Source organism: Pectobacterium brasiliense, from assembly GCF_016950255.1.
GTDB lineage: Bacteria > Pseudomonadota > Gammaproteobacteria > Enterobacterales > Enterobacteriaceae > Pectobacterium > Pectobacterium brasiliense.
Genome location: NZ_JACGFN010000001.1, coordinates 2,981,749 through 3,002,261, shown reverse-complemented (window position 1 = coordinate 3,002,261; position 20,513 = coordinate 2,981,749). Strand labels below are relative to the sequence as shown.

At 52.9% G+C, this 20,513-nt stretch carries 15 protein-coding genes; 5 read left to right on the top strand and 10 right to left on the bottom strand.

Going from position 1 to position 20,513, the window contains the following annotated elements:
• Positions 1-9: 9 nt before the first annotated feature.
• The 3 genes from glnG to glnA all read right to left on the bottom strand — a co-directional run bounded on the left by glnG (position 10) and on the right by glnA (position 4,091).
• On the bottom strand, positions 10-1,422 hold the full coding sequence (gene glnG, locus H4F65_RS13310; RefSeq protein WP_010281648.1) for a nitrogen regulation protein NR(I): 1,413 nt from the start codon (positions 1,420-1,422) through the stop codon (positions 10-12).
• An 8-nt stretch (positions 1,423-1,430) separates the two neighbouring features.
• Positions 1,431-2,480, bottom strand: coding sequence for a nitrogen regulation protein NR(II) (glnL, locus tag H4F65_RS13305; protein WP_010281649.1), 1,050 nt, complete (start codon positions 2,478-2,480; stop codon positions 1,431-1,433).
• Between the two features lie 201 nt (positions 2,481-2,681).
• Entirely contained in the window at positions 2,682-4,091 is a 1,410-nt protein-coding gene (gene glnA / locus H4F65_RS13300; protein WP_010281651.1) for a glutamate--ammonia ligase, read from the bottom strand.
• A gap of 369 nt (positions 4,092-4,460) precedes the next feature.
• Here glnA and typA point away from each other — a divergent pair, with 369 nt between their 5' ends.
• From typA to fabY, 4 genes are all read left to right on the top strand, one after another.
• Entirely contained in the window at positions 4,461-6,284 is a 1,824-nt protein-coding gene (typA, locus tag H4F65_RS13295) for a ribosome-dependent GTPase TypA (protein WP_010281652.1), read from the top strand.
• Between the two features lie 162 nt (positions 6,285-6,446).
• Positions 6,447-7,058, top strand: a complete 612-nt coding sequence (gene yihX, locus H4F65_RS13290) for a glucose-1-phosphatase (RefSeq protein ID WP_010281655.1) — start codon at positions 6,447-6,449, stop codon at positions 7,056-7,058.
• A 64-nt stretch (positions 7,059-7,122) separates the two neighbouring features.
• Positions 7,123-7,560, top strand: coding sequence for a D-aminoacyl-tRNA deacylase (gene dtd, locus H4F65_RS13285; RefSeq protein ID WP_010281657.1), 438 nt, complete (start codon positions 7,123-7,125; stop codon positions 7,558-7,560).
• A 153-nt stretch (positions 7,561-7,713) separates the two neighbouring features.
• Entirely contained in the window at positions 7,714-8,655 is a 942-nt protein-coding gene (gene fabY, locus H4F65_RS13280; RefSeq protein ID WP_010281658.1) for a fatty acid biosynthesis protein FabY, read from the top strand.
• Positions 8,656-9,026: 371 nt separating this feature from the next.
• Here fabY and H4F65_RS13275 read toward each other — a convergent pair whose 3' ends face one another.
• The 7 genes from H4F65_RS13275 to gmk form a co-directional block, all read right to left on the bottom strand.
• Positions 9,027-10,718 (bottom strand): AsmA family protein, encoded by a 1,692-nt coding sequence (locus H4F65_RS13275; protein WP_010281659.1) that lies wholly within the window; start codon positions 10,716-10,718, stop codon positions 9,027-9,029.
• Positions 10,719-10,875: 157 nt separating this feature from the next.
• Positions 10,876-12,264, bottom strand: coding sequence for a nucleobase:cation symporter-2 family protein (locus H4F65_RS13270; RefSeq protein WP_010281660.1), 1,389 nt, complete (start codon positions 12,262-12,264; stop codon positions 10,876-10,878).
• A 166-nt stretch (positions 12,265-12,430) separates the two neighbouring features.
• On the bottom strand, positions 12,431-14,512 hold the full coding sequence (gene recG / locus H4F65_RS13265; protein ID WP_010281661.1) for an ATP-dependent DNA helicase RecG: 2,082 nt from the start codon (positions 14,510-14,512) through the stop codon (positions 12,431-12,433).
• The gene (gene trmH, locus H4F65_RS13260; RefSeq protein ID WP_010281662.1) at positions 14,512-15,204 is read right to left on the bottom strand and encodes a tRNA (guanosine(18)-2'-O)-methyltransferase TrmH; all 693 of its coding nucleotides are present in this window, start codon (positions 15,202-15,204) and stop codon (positions 14,512-14,514) included. The genes recG and trmH overlap by 1 nt, the downstream gene beginning before the upstream one ends.
• Before the next feature lie 5 nt (positions 15,205-15,209).
• Positions 15,210-17,309: a bifunctional GTP diphosphokinase/guanosine-3',5'-bis pyrophosphate 3'-pyrophosphohydrolase gene (gene spoT, locus H4F65_RS13255; RefSeq protein ID WP_010281663.1), complete on the bottom strand. Its 2,100-nt coding sequence runs from the start codon at positions 17,307-17,309 to the stop codon at positions 15,210-15,212.
• A gap of 18 nt (positions 17,310-17,327) precedes the next feature.
• Positions 17,328-17,603 carry a DNA-directed RNA polymerase subunit omega gene (gene rpoZ / locus H4F65_RS13250; RefSeq protein WP_005968230.1) on the bottom strand — a complete coding sequence of 92 codons (276 nt, stop codon included), beginning with the start codon at positions 17,601-17,603 and terminating at the stop codon, positions 17,328-17,330.
• Between the two features lie 53 nt (positions 17,604-17,656).
• Positions 17,657-18,280, bottom strand: a complete 624-nt coding sequence (gene gmk / locus H4F65_RS13245; RefSeq protein WP_010281667.1) for a guanylate kinase — start codon at positions 18,278-18,280, stop codon at positions 17,657-17,659.
• Between the two features lie 321 nt (positions 18,281-18,601).
• Here gmk and ligB point away from each other — a divergent pair, with 321 nt between their 5' ends.
• Positions 18,602-20,293 carry an NAD-dependent DNA ligase LigB gene (ligB, locus tag H4F65_RS13240; protein WP_010281669.1) on the top strand — a complete coding sequence of 564 codons (1,692 nt, stop codon included), beginning with the start codon at positions 18,602-18,604 and terminating at the stop codon, positions 20,291-20,293.
• The last annotated feature ends 220 nt before the right edge of the window (positions 20,294-20,513 follow it).

Genomic DNA, 20,513 nt, shown 5'->3' with positions numbered 1-20,513 from the left:
GCAATCTTGCTACTCCATTCCCAGCTCTTTTAATTTACGCGTCAGGGTATTTCTGCCCCATCCCAGCAATCTTGCCGCTTCCTGTTTATGCCCCTGCGTATGTCGTAGAGCCGTCGTCAGCAGCGTCCTTTCCATTTCCGGCTGTGCCTCTGCCAATAGGTTTTGATGACCAGAACGCAGCGCGCGATCGGCCCATTGTGCCAACAGCGTGGCCCAACTGTCCGGCAGAATATGCACGGTGGAATCAGGCGCAGTGGTCTCGAACAGTTCAGGCGGCAGATCCTGAATCAGCACTTCCTGACCAGCGGCCATGACCGTCAACCAGCGGCAGGTATTTTCCAATTGGCGCACGTTGCCGGGCCACGGTAAACGAGTTAGCGCCGTTTCCGCTTCTGGATGCAGATTCTTCGGCTCGACGCCCAGTTCTTTGGCGGTGGCCTGCAAGAAATAACGCGCCAGACGGGGGATATCTTCCCGACGTTCGCGCAGCGGTGGCAGATGGACGCGGATCACATTCAGGCGGTGAAACAGATCCTCACGGAACTTGCCTTCTTGCACGCGTTGTTCAAGATTTTGGTGCGTTGCCGCGATAATACGAACATCCACTTTTACCGCAGCATAGCCGCCAACGCGGTAAAACTGTCCGTCTGCCAATACGCGCAACAGACGTGTTTGTACGTCTAGCGGCATATCGCCGATTTCATCCAGAAACAGCGTACCGCCATCGGCTTGCTCAAAGCGGCCCTGACGAATCTGGTTTGCGCCTGTAAACGCGCCTTTTTCATGGCCGAACAGTTCTGATTCGATCAGATCCTTGGGAATGGCGGCCATATTCAGTGCGATAAAAGGGGCTTTGGTCCGAGGGCTGTGGCGATGCAGAGCGTGCGCGACCAACTCTTTACCCGTCCCCGACTCGCCATTAATCAGCACACTGATTGACGAGCGAGACAGGCGACCGATGATGCGAAAGACATCCTGCATCGCGGGCGCTTCGCCGATAATATCCGTCGTCGGGCCATTGATCGGTTGGCTGCGTACCGGCTGTTGCTGTTCCAGATAATGGCTGATCGCGCGCTCAACCAGCGCAACGGCTTCATCAATATCGAATGGCTTCGGCAAATAGTCGAACGCACCCTGTTGATAAGCGCTGACGGCGGCATCCAGATCGGAATGTGCCGTCATAATGATGACCGGGAGCATTGGGTGGCGCTGTTTGATTTGCTGTAAGAGCGCTAATCCATCCATCCCTGGCATACGGATGTCGGACAGCAGAACATCGGGCGTTTGTGTCGCCAGCGCATGCAGTACCTGATTTCCGTTCTCAAACGTTGCGCAGGTTAAACCCGCACCAGCAAGCGCGCGCTCAAGCACCCAACGGATGGAGCTATCGTCATCGACAATCCAGACTATCCCTCGTTGCATTGTGAACCTCACTGGCGAATGGGCAGGTAAACCGAGAATTCGGTGTGTCCTGGCCAACTGTTAAATTCAATTTTACCGGAGTGTTGGTCGATAAGACTGCGGGCGATGGAAAGCCCCAAACCCGTGCCCCCTTCGCGTCCGCTCACCATCGGGTAAAACAGTGTGTCCTGTAGTTGAGCCGGTACGCCGGGGCCGTCATCTTCCACGTCAATACGCGCGGCGAGACGATAGCGCACACCGTGTAACGTAAGCTGAAAAGCCGTGCGGGTACGTATCGTAATCGTTCCGCCTTCCTCGCCCAGCGCCTGTAGCGCGTTGCGGGTAATATTCAGCAGTACCTGTTCAATTTGATCGGGGTCGTGCGTCAGTTCTGGCAGGCTAGGGTCATAGTCTTTCACCAGCGTCACGTTATCTGGCTTTTCCAGTGAGACAAGCTGACAAACGCGTTCAGCGACCTGATGGATGCTTTGGGTGACGTGCAGGCCGGGTTGCTGTGGCCCCAGCAGGCGATCTACCAGATTGCGCAGGCGATCCGCCTGTTCAATGATGACCTTGGTATATTCCGTCAATGCTGGGTCGGGCAGTGCTTTAGCAAGCAACTGCGCGGCACCCCGCAATCCGCCAAGCGGATTTTTTATCTCATGCGCCAGACCCCGGACCAAATCACGGGCGGCCTGTTGTTGTGCATGTTGCAGCTGTTCCTGACTGAGGCGGCGCTGGTTATCCATCGGCGCCATTTCCAGTAGGATAAAATCGTTTTGTACCCGCTGGGCAGTGAGCGACATGATGTGCGCTTTACCATCCACGACGAGGGTGACTTCGTTATCCGTAAAACCTTGCCCTGAATCCAGACTTTCACGCAGCAAATCGACATTCAGAGAAAAATATCCCAGCAAATCAGGCAGCGGCGTGCCGGATAATTTACGCGAGCTTTGTGCCAGTAATTGCTGTGCTGCCGGGTTGGAATAGTGAATCGCCAGATCGTTATCCAGCAATAAGATGCTGTTTATCAGGGAATTTAGGATCTGCCCAGCATCGGGCAGCGTGCCTGTTGCCATAACGCAGACTCCCGCACCAGCATGGTGCATTGTAGTGTGAATGATGGATGTTACGTCGCAACGGCCAATGCCGGTGGTGAAAAAAGCCCATCCGAAGATGGGCTGAAGCGTTTCCACGGCAACAAGAACAAACTTCTTAGTATTCTGTTGTTTATCGGTCATGGTCGGGTATCAGCACACCCAACCACGCCGAGGTAGAGATTAGACGCTGTAATACAGTTCGAACTCAACTGGGTGCGGCGTCATACGAACGCGGTCAATCTCAGATTTACGCAGTTCGATATATGCTTCGATAGCGTCGTCGGTGAACACGCCACCACGGGTCAGGAACTCGCGGTCTTCGTTCAGTGCAGCCAGGGCCTCGTCCAGAGAACCTGCAACTTTTGGAATCTCTGCTTCTTCTTCCGGCGGCAGGTCGTACAGGTTTTTGTCCATGGCATCGCCAGGGTGGATTTTGTTGATGATGCCGTCGAGGCCAGCCATCAGCAGCGCAGCGAAGCACAGGTACGGGTTAGCGGCTGGATCTGGGAAGCGCGCTTCGATACGACGTGCTTTCGGGCTCGCAACCACTGGGATACGGATTGAAGCAGAACGGTTACGGGCAGAGTAAGCCAGCATAACCGGGGCTTCGTAGCCTGGGACCAGACGCTTGTAGGAGTTGGTGGTCGGGTTCGCCAGGGCGTTGATAGCTTTAGCGTGTTTGATAACACCGCCGATGTAGAACAGCGCCATTTCAGACAGGCCGCCGTATTTGTCGCCAGCGAACAGGTTAGTGCCGTCTTTAGACAGAGACATGTGGCAGTGCATACCAGAACCGTTATCACCGAACATTGGTTTTGGCATGAAGGTCGCGGTTTTACCGTAGGCGTGAGCCACGTTGTGCACGACATATTTGTAGATCTGAATTTCGTCAGCTTTTTTGGTCATGGTGTTGAAGCGGGTAGCCACTTCGTTCTGACCAGCGGTAGCCACTTCGTGGTGGTGAGCTTCAACAACCAGACCCATTTGCTCCATGGTCAGACACATAGCAGAACGGATGTCCTGTGATGAATCGACTGGTGGAACTGGGAAGTAGCCGCCTTTCAGACCTGGACGGTGACCTTTGTTACCGCCTTCGTAGGCTTTACCGGAGTTCCAGTAAGCTTCGATATCGTCGATAGCAACGTGGGAACCGGAAGTGCTGCTGCCGAAACGGATGTCATCGAACAGGAAGAATTCTGGCTCAGGCCCGAACAGGACGGTATCGGCAATGCCGGAAGAACGCAGGAAATCTTCCGCACGTTTCGCGATAGAACGCGGGTCGCGGTCATAACCTTGCATCGTGCCTGGCTCGAGGATGTCACAACGAATGATCAGTGTAGAATCTTCGAAGAACGGGTCGATCATTGCGGTGCTGGCATCGGGCATCAGAACCATGTCTGACTCGTTAATACCTTTCCAGCCGCCAATCGAGGAACCATCAAACATTTTACCTTCTTCGAAGAAGTCGGCATTGACTTGATGAGCCGGAATGGTGACGTGCTGCTCTTTACCTTTAGTATCAGTGAAGCGTAAATCAACAAACTTCACTTCGTGCTCATTCAGCATCGTCAAAACATGTTCTGCGGACATACTTGGTTCTCCCGATTGGTCATTTATCGTCGTGGAACGAATATCGTTGTGGATTGATGTTGTTGCCGTGAGTAGACTAAAGCTAAAAGTGTGCCAACTTTTTAAATGTGTGCAATGTGTGGCTCCTTGGGGCTTTCTCACGTAAACCCACTGCACCATTATAGTCTAAAGCACCAAAATGGTGCTCCATATGTGAATTATTGCACTTATTTGGTGCATTCATGTTCGCTTGTAGCGCTTTTGCACCGTGAAAGGGATCACAAAGCAGGCAGCTCTAGGTTGTTTATCATAGATGCTTGTGATCTTGTTTAGTCCCTCGATTAATACGTGTACAATAGCGCGCTATTTCTAAATGCCTGAGGCAAAGCTGTGATCGAAAATTTGCGTAACATCGCCATTATTGCGCACGTTGACCATGGGAAAACCACCCTGGTTGACAAGCTGTTGCAACAATCCGGAACGTTCGGTGAACGTGTCGAAGCAACCGAGCGTGTAATGGACTCCAACGATTTGGAGAAAGAGCGTGGAATTACCATCCTCGCAAAAAATACCGCCATTAATTGGAAAGACTACCGTATTAACATCGTAGATACCCCGGGACACGCCGACTTCGGCGGCGAGGTTGAGCGTGTAATGTCGATGGTTGACTCGGTACTGCTGGTTGTTGATGCGATGGATGGCCCGATGCCGCAAACGCGTTTCGTGACCAAAAAAGCATTTGCCAACGGTCTGAAACCGATTGTGGTTATCAACAAAGTTGACCGTCCTGGCGCGCGTCCTGACTGGGTTGTCGATCAGGTATTCGACCTGTTCGTGAACCTGGATGCGACTGACGAGCAGCTGGATTTCCCGATCATTTATGCTTCTGCGCTGAATGGTATCGCGGGTCTCGACCATACCGACATGGCGGAAGATATGACTCCGCTGTATCAGGCGATTGTCGATCACGTTTCTCCGCCTCAGGTTGAGATGAATGCGCCGTTCCAGATGCAAATCTCTCAGCTGGACTACAACAACTATGTTGGCGTTATCGGTATCGGCCGTATCAAGCGCGGTAAAGTTAAGCCTAACCAACAAGTTACTATTGTTGATAGCGAAGGCAAAACCCGTAACGGCAAAGTCGGTAAAGTTCTGACTCACCTGGGTCTGGAGCGTATCGACGCGACTGAAGCGGAAGCAGGCGATATCATCGCAATCACCGGTCTGGGCGAGCTGAACATTTCCGACACCATCTGCGATCCGCAGAATGTCGAAGCGCTGCCAGCACTGAGCGTCGATGAACCTACCGTTACCATGTTCTTCAACGTCAATACTTCACCATTCTGCGGTAAAGAAGGTAAGTATGTTACGTCGCGCCAGATTCTGGAGCGTCTGAACAAAGAGCTGGTACACAACGTAGCCCTGCGCGTTGACGAAACCGAAGATGCTGATGCATTCCGCGTTTCTGGTCGTGGTGAGTTGCACCTGTCAGTTCTGATCGAAAACATGCGTCGTGAAGGCTTTGAACTGGCCGTATCACGTCCGAAAGTTATCAACCGCGTTATCGACGGCCGTAACCAAGAGCCGTTTGAAAACGTGACGCTGGACATCGAAGAACAGCACCAGGGTTCAGTCATGCAAGCCATGGGTGAGCGTAAAGGTGATGTGAAAGACATGATCCCAGATGGCAAGGGTCGTATCCGTCTGGATTACCTGATCCCTGCTCGTGGTCTGATCGGTTTCCGTACCGAATTCATGACTATGACGTCTGGTACAGGTCTGCTGTACTCCACGTTCAGCCACTACGATGACGTGCGTCCAGGTGAAATCGGCCAGCGTCAGAACGGCGTACTGATCTCTAACGGTCAGGGTAAAGCTGTCGCGTTTGCGCTGTTCAGCCTGCAGGATCGCGGTAAGCTGTTCCTCGGACACGGTGCAGAAGTGTATGAAGGCCAGATCATCGGTATTCACTCACGTTCTAACGATCTGACAGTAAACTGTCTGACCGGTAAGAAACTGACCAACATGCGTGCATCGGGCACCGATGAAGCCACCACACTGGTTCCGGCGATCAAAATGTCTCTGGAACAAGCGCTGGAGTTCATCGATGACGACGAACTGGTTGAAGTTACGCCACAGTCTATCCGTATTCGTAAGCGTCACCTGACCGAAAACGATCGTAAACGCGCTAGCCGCGGCAGCAAAGACGTCTAATTTCAGACGGATTTGTCTTGTTACGCAACAGGGCACCTTCGGGTGCCCTGAATTTTATGCGCTTTCTTCCACTTTAACCTTTCCTTTATATTTCCTCCCTATTCAGTTTCTCCATTTCCCGCTACAGTGAAAATCCTACGATTACGTCAGGAGGTCACTGCCATGCTGTATATCTTTGATTTAGGCAATGTCGTCATAGATATTGATTTCAATAGAGTATTGGGTGTCTGGAGTAATCTGAGCAGCGCGCCGCTCGCGACGTTGCAAGAGCGCTTTGTCATGGACGACGCGTTTGAACAGCATGAGCGGGGTGAGATCAGCGACGAGGAATTTGCCACCAGACTGTGTCAGGAAATGGGTATCGCCCTGAGCTTCGAACAATTCACCGCTGGCTGGCAGGCTATTTTTGTCGCGTTGCGTCCTGAGGTTATCGACATCATGCAGCGCCTGCGTCAGGAAGGGCACCGCGTGGTGATTCTGTCGAACACCAATCGCCTCCACTGTTCACACTGGCCTGCGTTATTCCCAGAAGTGGCAACGGCGGCTGACAAACTCTACCTGTCGCAAGAGATTGGATTACGTAAGCCGGAGCTAGCGATTTACCAATATGTCCTGACAGAGGAAGGCGTTCCGCCTGCGCAAGCCGTCTTTTTTGACGATAATGCCGCGAACGTCGATGCGGCACAAAGCCTGGGCATTCACAGCATTCTGGTGACCGATCGTCAGGTGGTGCCGGATTTTTTCGCCATGCAGGCGACGACGGCTAAAGCATGATTTATATCGCAGGGGCGGACATCGCCCCTATTGGGAATGATGACATCAGGAGTAGTCGGGTTTTATGATTGCGCTAATTCAGCGAGTATCCAGCGCCAGCGTTACGGTAGAAGGCAGTGTGGTTGGGGAAATCGATAAAGGTTTACTGATCCTGCTGGGCGTTGAGCAGGGCGATGACGAACAAAAAGCCACGCGACTCTGCGAGCGCGTGTTGGGTTACCGCATATTCGGTGACGATGACGGGAAAATGAATCTCAATGTTCGTCAGGCTGGCGGCAATGTGCTGGTGGTTTCGCAGTTTACGCTGGTGGCTGATACGCAGCGTGGCATGCGGCCTGGATTTTCTCGCGGTGCGCATCCTTCTGAGGCCGATCGCCTCTATCAATATTTTGTCGGACAGTGTCGTGAGCAAGGCGTTCACACGGAAACAGGGCAGTTTGCGGCTGATATGAAAGTGGCATTAGTGAATGATGGCCCGGTGACGTTCTGGCTACAGACATAGGGCTGTGACGTCTGGGGTTGTAAAGTCATAAGTTTGTAACGCTATTGTCTTATGAAGTGCTATCGCCGTTGCTGTTTCGCGTATAAATTTGCTTCAACAGTCTGATCTTATGAACCCCGATGTCATGAGGCATCTCGGTATAGAGGAAGGGTTATGTATCATTTGAGAGTACCCAAAAGCGCGGAAGAACTGGATGCGTACTATCAATTTCGCTGGGAAATGCTGCGCAAACCTCTACGCCAGCCGCTGGGTTCTGAACGTGATGCTTACGATGCTCTGGCACATCACCAAACCGTGGTGGATGAGCAGGGAAGGCTGGTCGCGATTGGGCGTCTTTCTATCAATGCAGATAATGAAGCGGCAATCCGTTTTTTAGCTGTTCACCCCGACGTCCGAGGGAAAGGGTTAGGCACGCTGCTTGCGATTACTCTGGAGTCCGTTGCGCGTCAGGAAGGCGCCAAGCGCGTGGTCTGTAGCGCCCGTGAAGACGCAATGGATTTCTTCTCCAAGCTGGGTTTTGTTAATCAGGGAGAGATTACCGCGCCACAAACCACACCTGTGCGGCACTTCTTAATGATTAAACCGGTGGCGACGCTGGATGACATTTTGCATCGCCCTGACTGGTGCGGACAGCTGCAGCAGGCCTGGTACGAGCACATCCCCCTGAGTGAAAAAATGGGCGTGCGGATAAGCCAGTACACCGGAAAGCAATTTATTACCACCATGCCTGAAACGGGCAATCAGAATCCGCATCACACGCTTTTTGCCGGCAGTATGTTTTCTCTCGCTACGCTCACCGGATGGGGGCTAATCTGGCTGTTGCTGCGTGAACGGCACCTCGGTGGAACGATTATTCTGGCGGATGCGCACATTCGTTACAGTACGCCAGTGAGTGGCAGACCGAACGCCATCGCTGATTTAGGGTCGCTTAGTGGCGATCTGGATCGTCTTGCTCGTGGGCGTAAGGCGCGCGTGCAGCTCAATGTTGAGCTTTTTGGTGATGACAATAAAGGGGCGTTATTCGAAGGGGTTTATATCGTACTGCCTGCTCAACCAGATGCACCACTGGAAGAGGGCGGGTCGGAAGCCGATTAACTCGCAGTGACCATATTATGATGGCCTTCCTATCGGAACATCACGCTGCATGTTAGCCAGCAGCATTTCGCCATAATAATACACGTGATTCTGACTGTGTGATGTTGCTGACAAAGTCCGTAGAGCGGGAGTAACGGATAGATCGTAAAGACGCTGCAAGTATGTCCATGTAAGCTCGGCTTGCGCGAATATGAATCTCATCCCTGAGATTCACCCTGCCGGGCCATCGCAAGCGACGTTCAAAAGCGTTCCTGACGCTTTTGTCCCTGGCGCAAACGCTTTACTCTTCTATTCCGTTACTCCCGTTTCCATTTGGCAAATCTATTTACCAACGGCTTGCGGCTTGGCCCCGTGTTTTGAAAACGTAATAATTATTGCGCTTCCGTCACGGTGCCCTGATGCATTTGCTGTCTGATGGGATGATCATTGCTGTCGACACCTTGTAGCGTGCCAGTTAGTGTAGGCTTCAGCGGCGTATCAGCGGCAAGCCGTCCATTCAGTTGCAATTGCAGATTTGTATTGCCCGTCGGTGCGGTTGCGGGTTCTGGCCATCCCCAACGCGTCAGAACATCCAGCGGTACGGCGCGTCCTGTCAGTGACAGGGAAAAATTGCGTGCCGGTTGCTGATTGATCGTTGCCTTGGCATCCAGCATGCCATTTTGCGTAAACGCGCTGAGTTCGTTAATGGCGATCTGATTATCGTCGGCTACCAGTGCCATAGAAGGACGGCGGACATCGACTTTATTAAACGTCGCGTTGCTGGCATTAAGATTCAACGATCCTGTCCACATTCCCCACTGGTGATTGCGAGCCAGTAGCAAATTGCTGCCGTAGCCATCTAATGCGGTTAGCTGGAAGGGGAAATCCGGGTTGATATCGATCAGCAGATTGCGGTTCGCCGTGAATTTTCGCACATTCACTTCTGCCAGCCATGATGGCAGGGTCGCTTGCCACCGCTGACGCCAGTCGCCGGGGAGTGTGTACTCCATCCCTGCGACAACAAAATCATTCAGCTCTAAACGGTGGTTACTACGCTGCCAACTGCCGTTGGTTCGCAGTAAACCGCCTTCCCAGTGCGTAGAAAACTGCTTGATGTTAACGCCCACCGGTGACAAGTCCAGATTCACGATAGGGTCGATAAGGTGCATGTTGCCGTTCACAATGTCAGTCGCATTGAATGACAGCGTTCCACCCTCGCTCTGCCAGTCATTCTGCTTAAATGTGACATTTTGCAGGGCAACATCAAGGTCGATAAACGCCCATCCCGGCCCTTCAATACGGGCATCAATCAGATCAAAGCGGTCAACGGTAACAGAAGGCAGTTCGGTAACGGGCTGCCAGAAGGCCTCCGGCGTTCTCTGCGTTTGCAAACGGACATTGCTGAGTCGCAGGTTACCGATCTGCCAACTGCCGTCTTCTGCGCGGCTGGCATTGCCCGTTAGCTGCCCCTGAGCGACATCCGCGCCGAAATTGCTCAGAATCAGCTGATTGTGGTTGATTTCGCCCTGAACCAATACCTGACTGGCGGGAATATCGTTGAGTTCGAGTGAGCGGGCGCTGAGCTGGAACTGCCCCTGTTTACCCAGCACATAGCCTGCCTCGGGCTGCCACGGCATCATGCCGCCGTTAATTTGTTGACCGTTCAGACGCCAATCGCCGTCCTTTGCCTGCAGTGCCATTGTACGCAGCTGTAGCACATCGGCTTCGATAGGGAGTGTGGCGGCCTGTGAGGAAAGGTTTAGCGTACCGCCTTCCAGTTCGAGACTGGCGAAGTGGCGCGGATCGGTAATTTGACGGGCGCTAAACCCGGCTGAAATCTGCTTTGCAGTGAGTGTCGGTGGCTGATTTTTCTGGCCAAAACTGACATCGGTGAGTTGGATATGATCGGCTGTTGACCAGTCATGATTAATTTTGCCCAGTGACAACTGGTAGTCGGTATTCTGGTTTACCCAATTACTCACCCAGCCTGCTGCCCAACTGGTTTGCAGTAATACATATACGACTACTAGCGCTAAAAAGGCCAGCAGCAGTAGGGTCAGCAATAATTTCCCGATAAATTTCATCGTGTCAGTCCATGCCAATCGTCAGGGAGAACTGTTCTTATGCCGCAATTTCCCTGAAGGCTCAATAGGTAATGCTGTTACAGACAGTAAAAAGCGAGCGGTGTTGCATCACCGCTCGCTTTTACATGAACTGAACAGAAATTATTGCGGGCTGGCGCTATTTTTCTTCGTGTGGGAAGACAATATTCAGCACGATTGCCGTAATCCCGCCAGCGGCGATACCGGAAGACAGTAATGTTTTAATCCAATCCGGTGCGAATTGCAGAATCAGCGGCTGCTGTGATACGCCAAGGCCAACAGCCAGCGACAGCGCAATAATCATGATCGCACGACGATTCAGCGGCTCACGGGACACAATACGCACACCAGAAGCGGCGATCGTACCAAACATCACGATAGTAGCACCGCCCAGAACTGGCTCTGGAATATGCTGCACAAATCCGCTAACGGCAGGGAACAGCCCCAGTGCGATCAGCATCAGCGAAACCACGAAGCCCACATAGCGGCTGGCAACACCGGTAAGCTGGATGACGCCGTTATTCTGGCCGAAGCAAGAGTTGGGGAAAGTGTTGAATACGGCAGAAAGGCAAGAGTTCAGGCCGTTTGCCAGCACGCCGCCTTTTAAGCGTTTCATGTACAGCGGGCCTCTAACCGGCTGCTCTGAAACGTCGGAGGTCGCGGTGATGTCACCGATGGTTTCTAACGATGTCACCATGAAGACCAGCATCAGCGGAATCAACAGGTTCCAGTCAAAGCCTAGGCCGTAATGCAGCGGTGTGGGCACCATAATCACCGTGTCGTTTTGAGCAGGCGCATTTTCCGGCAGCATTCCCATCAACCAGGCACCCAGATAACCCACCGCCATGGCAATCACCAGCGACGCGACGCGCAGGTAAGGGTTACGCTGGCGGTTAAGCAGAATAATAACCAGCAACACCACACCCGCTAAGAGTAAGTTCTTGGGGGCGCCGAAGGTGTTATTACCCATCGCAGCATAGCCGCCGCCGATGGAGGTCAGGCCGACTTGAATCAGCGACAGCCCAATGATCATCACCACAATGCCGGAAACCAGCGGGGTAATGATGCGGCGGGTTAAATGCAGGAAGCGTGAAAGAATGATTTCGGTGAAGGAGGCGACCATCAGCGTACCGAACAGTGCTGCCATCATCGTGGGAACATCTGCTCCGCCGTTTTTCAGCGCAAGTCCACCCATAATCAGCGGCGTCACGAAGTTAAAGCTGGTGCCCTGAATAGACAACAGACCAGAACCGACAGGGCCCCAGGTTTTAATTTGTAGAATAGAGGCCAGACCGGAAGCGAAAAGCGACATGCTGATGATGCGCTGCGTATCCTCAGCGGGTAAACCTAATGCCTGACAGATCAGTAGCGCGGGGGTAATCACCGCAACAAACATGGCAAGCAAGTGCTGACTGGCGGCGAACAGTGTTTGCGGCAGCGGCGGGCGGTCTTCAAGATGATAGATGAGTTCACTGCGCTGAGGTGCGGCGGCGGCTTCTGTTTGGGACGTTTCCGTGGTGGTAGTCATGATGTAAGTTGGCGTTCCTGAAACGACAAAGAGCGCATTTTAATGATCTCTTTGCTGAAAGCAAACGTTTGCTAACTCATCTTTTCGATATGAATTTTGTCTGACAAGCAAGACCTTATTATTTAAGGGGATACTTTTAGGGAAAATTCAGAATACATAGCCGCAATCAGGCGTTGGTGTACCGTGCGCGTTCTGGTAGCCAGCGTTCGATTAGTGCAACTGCATGCTCGGGATAGTGCTCATGCAAGTGGCGAGCAACACGCTGCACCTGTGGAATCAGCTCCTGATCGCGCAGGAGGTCAGCGACTTTAAACTCGGCATTGCCCGTCTGGCGCGTACCGAGTAATTCTCCCGGCCCACGAATTTCCAGATCGCGCTGTGCGATAACAAAGCCATCGTTGCTATCGCGTAGAACCTGGAGCCGTTTTTGTGCAGTCTTGCTCATTGGCGTTTTGTAGAGCAGCACGCAGTGAGATGCCACCGCACCGCGTCCGACGCGCCCGCGCAACTGGTGCAGTTGCGCTAAGCCCAGGCGCTCTGGGTTCTCAATGATCATCAGGCTGGCATTCGGTACATCCACTCCTACCTCGATGACGGTGGTCGCTACCAGCAGTTGCAGTTCGCCCTGTTTGAAAGCTTGCATCACCGCCTGCTTTTCCTGCGCTTTCATTCGGCCGTGAACCAATCCAACCTTGAGATTCGGCAGGGCAGCCTTCAGCTCTTCGCTGGTGGCTTCTGCTGCCTGCGCTTCCAGCAGGTCGGATTCTTCGATCAGCGTACATACCCAATAGGCCTGCCGCCCTTCCTGCTGACAGGCATTATTCACGCGTTCGATAATGTCGCTGCGGCGTGAATCGGGTATGGCGACGGTGGTGACGGGGGTTCTGCCCGGCGGCAGTTCATCAATGACGGACGTATCCAGATCGGCATAGGCCGTCATCGCCAGCGTGCGGGGAATCGGTGTCGCGGTCATGATTAATTGATGGGCATAAAAGCCCTGTTCTTCGCCTTTTTCCCACAGCGCAAGGCGTTGATGCACGCCAAAGCGGTGCTGTTCATCGATAATGACCAATGCCAGCCCGTTGAATTGTACCTGCTGCTGGAAAATAGCGTGCGTCCCGACAACCATGGAAACCTGACCGCTGGCGATGGCATCCTGCTGCGCCTGACGCGCTTTCCCTTTTTGTTTGCCAGCCAGCCAGCCGACTTCGAGCCCTAGTGGTTCAAACCACTGGCGGAAATTATGGGCATGCTGTTCGGCCAATAGCTCTGTGGGTGCCATCAGCGCGACCTGCTTGCCGTTGGCAATGGCGCGTAATGCTGCCAGTGCGGCGACCAGTGTTTTTCCTGAACCGACATCGCCTTGCACCAGACGCATCATCGGGAAATCTTTCGCCATATCCGCTTCAATTTCGGCTACGACACGTTCTTGCGCCTGTGTGGGTTTGAACGGCAGCGCAGCGAGCAACTGTTGCTTCAAACCGTCTTGCGCCTGTAGCGGCGAGGCTTTATGCCGTTGTTCCCCCGCTCGCACGGCGAGCATACTCAGGTTATGCGCCAGCAGTTCTTCCATAATCAGCCGCTGCTGTGCCGGGTGTTTCCCGTGCTCGAGCTCGCTGAGCTGCATATCCGGTGGGGGACGATGTAAGGTGCGCAGCGCATCTGGCAGGCTAATGAGCGATCGGCTTAGAGATTCAGGCAGCAGCTCATCGATGTGGTTGGCATCGAGCAACGCCAGCGCCTGATCGGTCAGTTTGCGGAGCGTGGCCTGACGAACGCCTTCTGTGGACGGGTAAACCGGTGTGAGCGATTCTTGTAACTCGACCTGCGTACTATCCCCCTGAACTCGATATTCAGGATGGATGATCTCCGCACCGATTTTGCCACGCTTGATTTCACCATAAGCGGTAACGCGCTGCCCCGGTGCGAGGCTGTTTTTCATCGCGGCGCTGAAATTGAAGAAGCGCATGGTCAGCATGCCGCTGCCGTCGCTGATTTGGCAGGTCAACATACGACGGCTGCCAAAGGTGATGTCGTTGCGTAGGATTTCACCTTCCACGGTGGCATACATACCGGGGAGGAGGTCGCCAATCGGGTAAAGATGCGTGCGGTCTTCGTAGCGCAGAGGTAAGTGCAGCAGGAGGTCCTGCACGGTTTCCAGCCCGAGTCGCGCGAGCTTCGCTGCCTGACTTGCACCCACGCCAGTAAGTGTACTCAGCGGTTGGGTGTTCAGCAGGCGGCCTTTCATCAGCACTCCGACGATTGCATCGCGGCCCACCACGGGGTATCCGCTACAATCTGACCCTGATGGTCAATATAAGGACGAGGCAGCCCTTTACGTTTTGCGACGCGAGCCAGTACTGGGTAGCCCCCTTCGAAAAGCAGGCGCTGCTGCTCTTCTTCATCCAACGGGCTGTCTTCACGCTGGTACATGCCCGCGATCTGGCGCTGGCGCTGGGCTTCATACAGGATCAACGCTGAGGCTACGGAGACATTCAGCGACTGCACCATGCCGGTCATCGGAATGATGATATCCCGATCGGCCAGTTTGAGCGCTTCGGCTGTAATACCGGTTTTTTCTTGCCCGAGCAGAATACAGGTGGGGCGGGTGTAATCAATTTCCCGAAAATCGACGGCATGTTCAGACAAATGGGTCGCCAAAACCTGCATGCCTTCAGCCTTCAGGTGACCGACTGCATCACCTATGTTGCGATGGGTTTTCACCTGCACCCAGCTATTGCTGCCTGCCGCGGAGGAGACCAGCGTTTTCATCCGGCTGGTGGGCCAAATCGCATGGACCTCATGCACACCGACAGCATCCGCAGTACGGATAACCGCAGAAACGTTATGAGGTTTATGCACCTGCTCCATGCAAATTGTCAGATCGGGCTGACGACAGTTGAGCATTTCTTTTATACGTGCATAACGTTGAGGGGTCATGACGATTAATTTCGGTTACGGTTAACTTTGATGACATCCGGCATCACGCGGATTTTACGCATAATATTGGCCAGATGAACGCGATCGAGAGTAGTGAGACGGATAAAGGCACTGTATACGCGGCCATCCTTCTCTTCCGTATTGATGCTCTGAATATTGGAGTTCGCGGCGTTGATCGCTGCCGTCAGGTTCGCCAGCGCGCCCTGATGGTTGAACATATCGACTTTGATTTCGGCGATGAACTCTTGTTCCGTCACCTTATCCCACTCTACCGCCATGAACTTTTCAGGTTCTTTCTGATAGCCACGAATATTGCGACAGGATTCATGGTGAATAACCAGCCCTTTACCAGGGCTGACGTGGGCAATAATCGGGTCGCCGGGGATAGGGCGGCAGCATTTGGCAAATGAGATCATGACGCCATCTGCGCCTTTGATCGGCAACTTGCGCAGCCCGGTAGTTCCCAGCTCAGATTGTTCGTTCAGCAGATTTTTCGCCACAACGACGCTCATGGCATTACCCATCCCAATTTCCGCCATCAGATCGTCCAGCGTGGCGAGCTTCATGCGCTCAAGCTCAAGCTGAATCGACTTTTCAGGGATGTCGGAGAGTTTGCGACCGTTGCCCAATGCGTGATTCAGCAAACGGCGACCGAGGCTTACGGAGTCATCGCGCTTGAGGTTTTTCAGCATCTGACGAATTTTGGAGCGTGCTCTGGAGCTCACCACGAAGTTAAGCCATGCGGCGTTTGGTCTGGCACCCGGAGCAGTAATGATTTCAACGGTTTGGCCGCTGGTGAGCGACTGTGACAGCGGGTAAGGCTGGCGGTCGACGCGAGCGCCGACGCAGGCATGGCCGATATCGGTGTGTACCGCGTAGGCGAAATCGACGGGCGTCGCGCCTGCGGGGAGTTCCACAATACGGCCTTCCGGCGTAAAGACGTACATCTCGTCAGGGAAGAGATCGGACTTCACGCTTTCGATAAATTCGAATGAGCTACCGGCGCTTTGCTGGAGTTCCAGCAGGCTTTGCATCCAGCGTTGAGCGCGTACCTGTGCGGTAGTGCTGCTTTCGCCTTCTTTATAGGCCCAGTGCGCGGCAACACCCATTTCCGCCATTTGGTCCATGTCGTCGGTGCGAATCTGTACTTCGACCGGCACGCCGTGCGGACCAATCAGAGACGTGTGCAGCGACTGATAGCCGTTGGCTTTAGGAATGGCAATGTAGTCTTTTACTCGACCTGGGCGCGGCTTATAAAGGCTGTGAACCTGACCGAGCACGCGATAGCAGGTATCCAACTCTTTCACGATGACCCGAAACGCGTAAATATCCATGATGGAATGAAAACGCTGCTCTTTCAGGTGCATTTTGCAGTAGATGGAATACAGGTGTTTTTCGCGACCGCTGACGCGGCAGGCAATCCCGGCTTCAGTCAAACGTCCTTCGATTTCCGACAGGATTTTCTGAATCATTTCCTTGCGGTTACCGCGTGCGGCCTTGACGACCTCTTTAATAACGCGATAGCGGTTCGGATACAGCGCCTCAAAACCCAGTTCTTCCAGCTCGGTTTTGAGGTGATGGATACCCAGCCGATGTGCCAGCGGGCTGTATATTTCCAGCGTTTCACGGGCAATGCGGCGGCGCTTGTCCGGGCGCAATGAGCCCAGCGTGCGCATGTTATGGGTACGGTCTGCGAGTTTGATCAGGATGACGCGAATATCTTGCACCATCGCCATGATCATTTTGCGAAAGTTTTCAGCCTGCGCTTCTTTCTTATCGCGGAACTTCAGTTTGTCCAGCTTGGACACGCCCTCTACCAGTTCAGCAACGCTTTTACCGAAAAGCTGTTCCATGTCCTGATAGGTGGCGGGGGTGTCTTCTATGACATCATGCAGCAGTGCTGCCATCAGCGTTTCGTAATCGAGACGCATCTCCGCCAGAATACAGGCGACGGCAACAGGGTGTGTGATGTAGGGTTCACCGCTGGAGCGAGTCTGCCCCTCGTGAGCATCACGTGCAACTAAGTAAGCCTGCTGTAAACGTTTGATCTGATCTTCTGGCAGATAACGTTGAATCAGCAGATTAAGGCTTTCAAAAATGTACAAGGGCGACTCGTGGTGTGATTAACGGCGGCCTTCAGCAATCGCGGTAACCGCCTGAATCTCTGCGGCTTCCTGCTCTTGCTGTTCCTGACGGTCACGAACATCCAGAATCTGGTTGTTGATCAGACCTTCTTCGATTTCACGCAGTGCGATCACGGTGTACTTATCGTTTTCTTCAGGAACCAGCGGATCTTTGCCGCCAGTCTGGATTTGACGGGCGCGACGAGCAGCGACCAACACCAGGTCAAAACGGTTACCAATTTTCTCTACAGCGTCTTGAACAGTTACGCGTGCCATAATGTGCTACTCCACAGGAAATAAAATGACTGCGCATCATACTGAAAGAGGCGTCAGTCTGCCAATAGTTTGGTGATTAATGCATCATGCCGAACCTTTTGTCTGCTCAAACGCAGACGTTCGGCGCGAATAATGGTTTTTAGATCGAGCAGCGCCAGATCGAAATCATCATTCACAATCAGGTAATCATACTCGCCGTAGTGCGTCATTTCAGCCACTGCCTGAGACATACGACGGGCAATGACTTCATCGCTGTCTTGTCCACGGCCGCGCAAGCGGCGAGCCAACTCTTCTTTTGACGGCGGCAGAATGAAAATACTGCGCGCGTGTGGCATCTGGGCACGGATTTGCTTGGCTCCTTGCCAATCGATATCCAGAAAAACATCAACGCCCGTCGCTAATACCTGCTCAATTGCTGGTCGGGATGTACCGTAGTAATTGCCAAAGACTTCAGCGTGTTCCAGAAACTCGTTATCCTGAATCATACGCTTAAATTCATCGACTTCGACGAAGAAATAGTGTTCGCCGTGGTTTTCTCCCGGTCGTTTCGCTCGCGTGGTATGCGAAATCGATACCTGAGTGTCGTAAAGCGGCTGAGTTTTTAATAACGCCTGAATCAGGCTGGATTTCCCAGCTCCACTGGGAGCAGAAACGATATATAACGTGCCTTGAGCCATAATGAAGTTTTATTAACGGTTACGGTGGTGAATGGTGATATGCAGCAGAAAAATGCGCATTTCCCCGCATTATACACGCCTATATGTCATCAGTCGCGCTGCGATAAATTCTCCGCTGACTGTTTTTTCGTTATGCCATCGGGAAAACTTTTTGCCAACGTTTCTTTTTTAGATTGCGGAGCGCGTTCCCGTCTTTTTTATCGCAGCTGCAAACGATGAATCATCTTGCGGCGCGTTTGGCATTTCTCCTTTTTTCGCCTCGTATTTTCCTCTCCGTTGCTATGTACTGCGACCCTTCGCTAATGGATGGCAGGAGGGTTTATGTGGCTCAGGATCCGCACATTTTTAATCATCATCGTCATGGGGGGCATCAGCAATTTTCCTGCCATGGCTGCGGTGTGCCCCGATTGGGATAGCACGCGTTCCGGCAAAGAAATTGATGCATTGCGTCACCAGTTAGAGCTGTGGGATGACGTGTATTACACCGAAGGAAAAAGCCCGATAGAAGATGACGTTTACGATCAACTGCGGGACCAGTTAAACCAGTGGTTAGGCTGTTTTCAGCCTAAAAACGCGATTCCTGCTCGGTTACCCGATAATGGCAAGCAGCTTCATCCTGTTGCCCATACGGGACTGAAAAAATTGTCCGATCGTCGACAACTGGTGCAATGGATCGCACCGCGTGAGGATTTATGGATTCAGCCAAAAGTTGATGGTGTGGCTGTTACGTTGGTCTATCAGCACGGTAAGCTCGTGTCTGCGGTTAGCCGGGGTAACGGCCTGCAAGGTGAAGACTGGACGGAAAAAGTGCGCCTGATTCCGGGAATTCCTCATTTATTAACCGATGCGCCTTCCTCATTGGTACTACAAGGGGAGCTTTTCCTGAAGATGACCGATCATCGACAGCGTATCCAGGGCAGCGTTAATGCCCGCTCGGTCGTGGCCGGTGAGATGCGTCGTCATCAGCCATCTCCCGTGTTGTCGCAGATTGGCCTGTTTGTCTGGGAATGGCCGGATGGCCCAAAGACGATGCCAGAGCGTCTGGAGAAATTGAAGGAAATGGGGTTTGCGATGACGGCGGACTATACCCATGCTATTGGGTCATTCGCCGATGCGGAGAAATGGCGCCATCACTGGTATCACAGTCCGCTGCCCTTCGTGACGGATGGCGTGGTTATCCGCCAGACTAAAGAGCCGCAGGGGCGCTATTGGCGTAATACATTAGCCGACTGGGCGATCGCATGGAAATACCCACCTGTGCATCAGGTTGCTGAAGTGGTTGATGTAGCATTTTCTGTCGGACGGACGGGTAAAGTCGCCGTAGTACTGAAGCTTAATCCTTTGAAATTGGATGACAAATCGGTCCGCCGGGTGAATGTGGGCTCGCTGTCGCGTTGGAAACAGTGGGATGTGTTGCCCGGCGATCGGGTTAGTGTCAGTCTGGCAGGGCAGGGGATTCCACGTCTGGATAATGTAGTATGGCGTAGTACTGAGCGGCCTGCCATCGTTTCCCCTAATGAACACGATTTCCATGCTTTTAGCTGTTTTCGGTATAGCGTGGCTTGCCAGCAGCAATTTCTGGCGCGCTTAGTCTGGTTGAGTGGAGAGCATGGCTTAAATCTGGCGGGAGTGCGTGAAGGGATGTGGCAGCGCCTGATACAGCATGATGTACTGGAGGATGTGCTGTCGTGGCTATCTCTGACGGAGGCACAGCTTAATGCGGTCAATGGTATGGGCGATAAGCGGGCGCGAGATATTTATACAAGCTTGCAGTCGGCACGGAATATGCCACTATCCCGCTGGCTACTTGCGCTGGGTATTCCTGTGCCTCGTTCTGCCAGTAGCGCATTGGATAATGTAGGTTGGCTGGCGTTACAGCAATGGACAGCGCAACAGTGGCGACAGTTCCCTGGTATTGGGGAGGGACGTGCGGAAGAGATTATGGCGTTCCTGAAGCACCCTATCGTGGTGGAATTAATTGCCCGATTAGATCGTGAAGGTATACATAGATAAGCGGTGGTGATTTTTCATAACAGATTGGGATCGTTCCTTTTATTTTTTCGTGGATTCATTCACATAAAAGGACAATTTTTTTCTGTTCCCCCCCACTTAATCATAAGTAAAATTTATAAATTAAAGATCTGCGCCTATTTGCTGTTTTGCGATATAGAATGCCTGATAGTCTGATTATTTCCGTTGAACTCAGGCATACGGATGTTGTCGTATAGCTTCA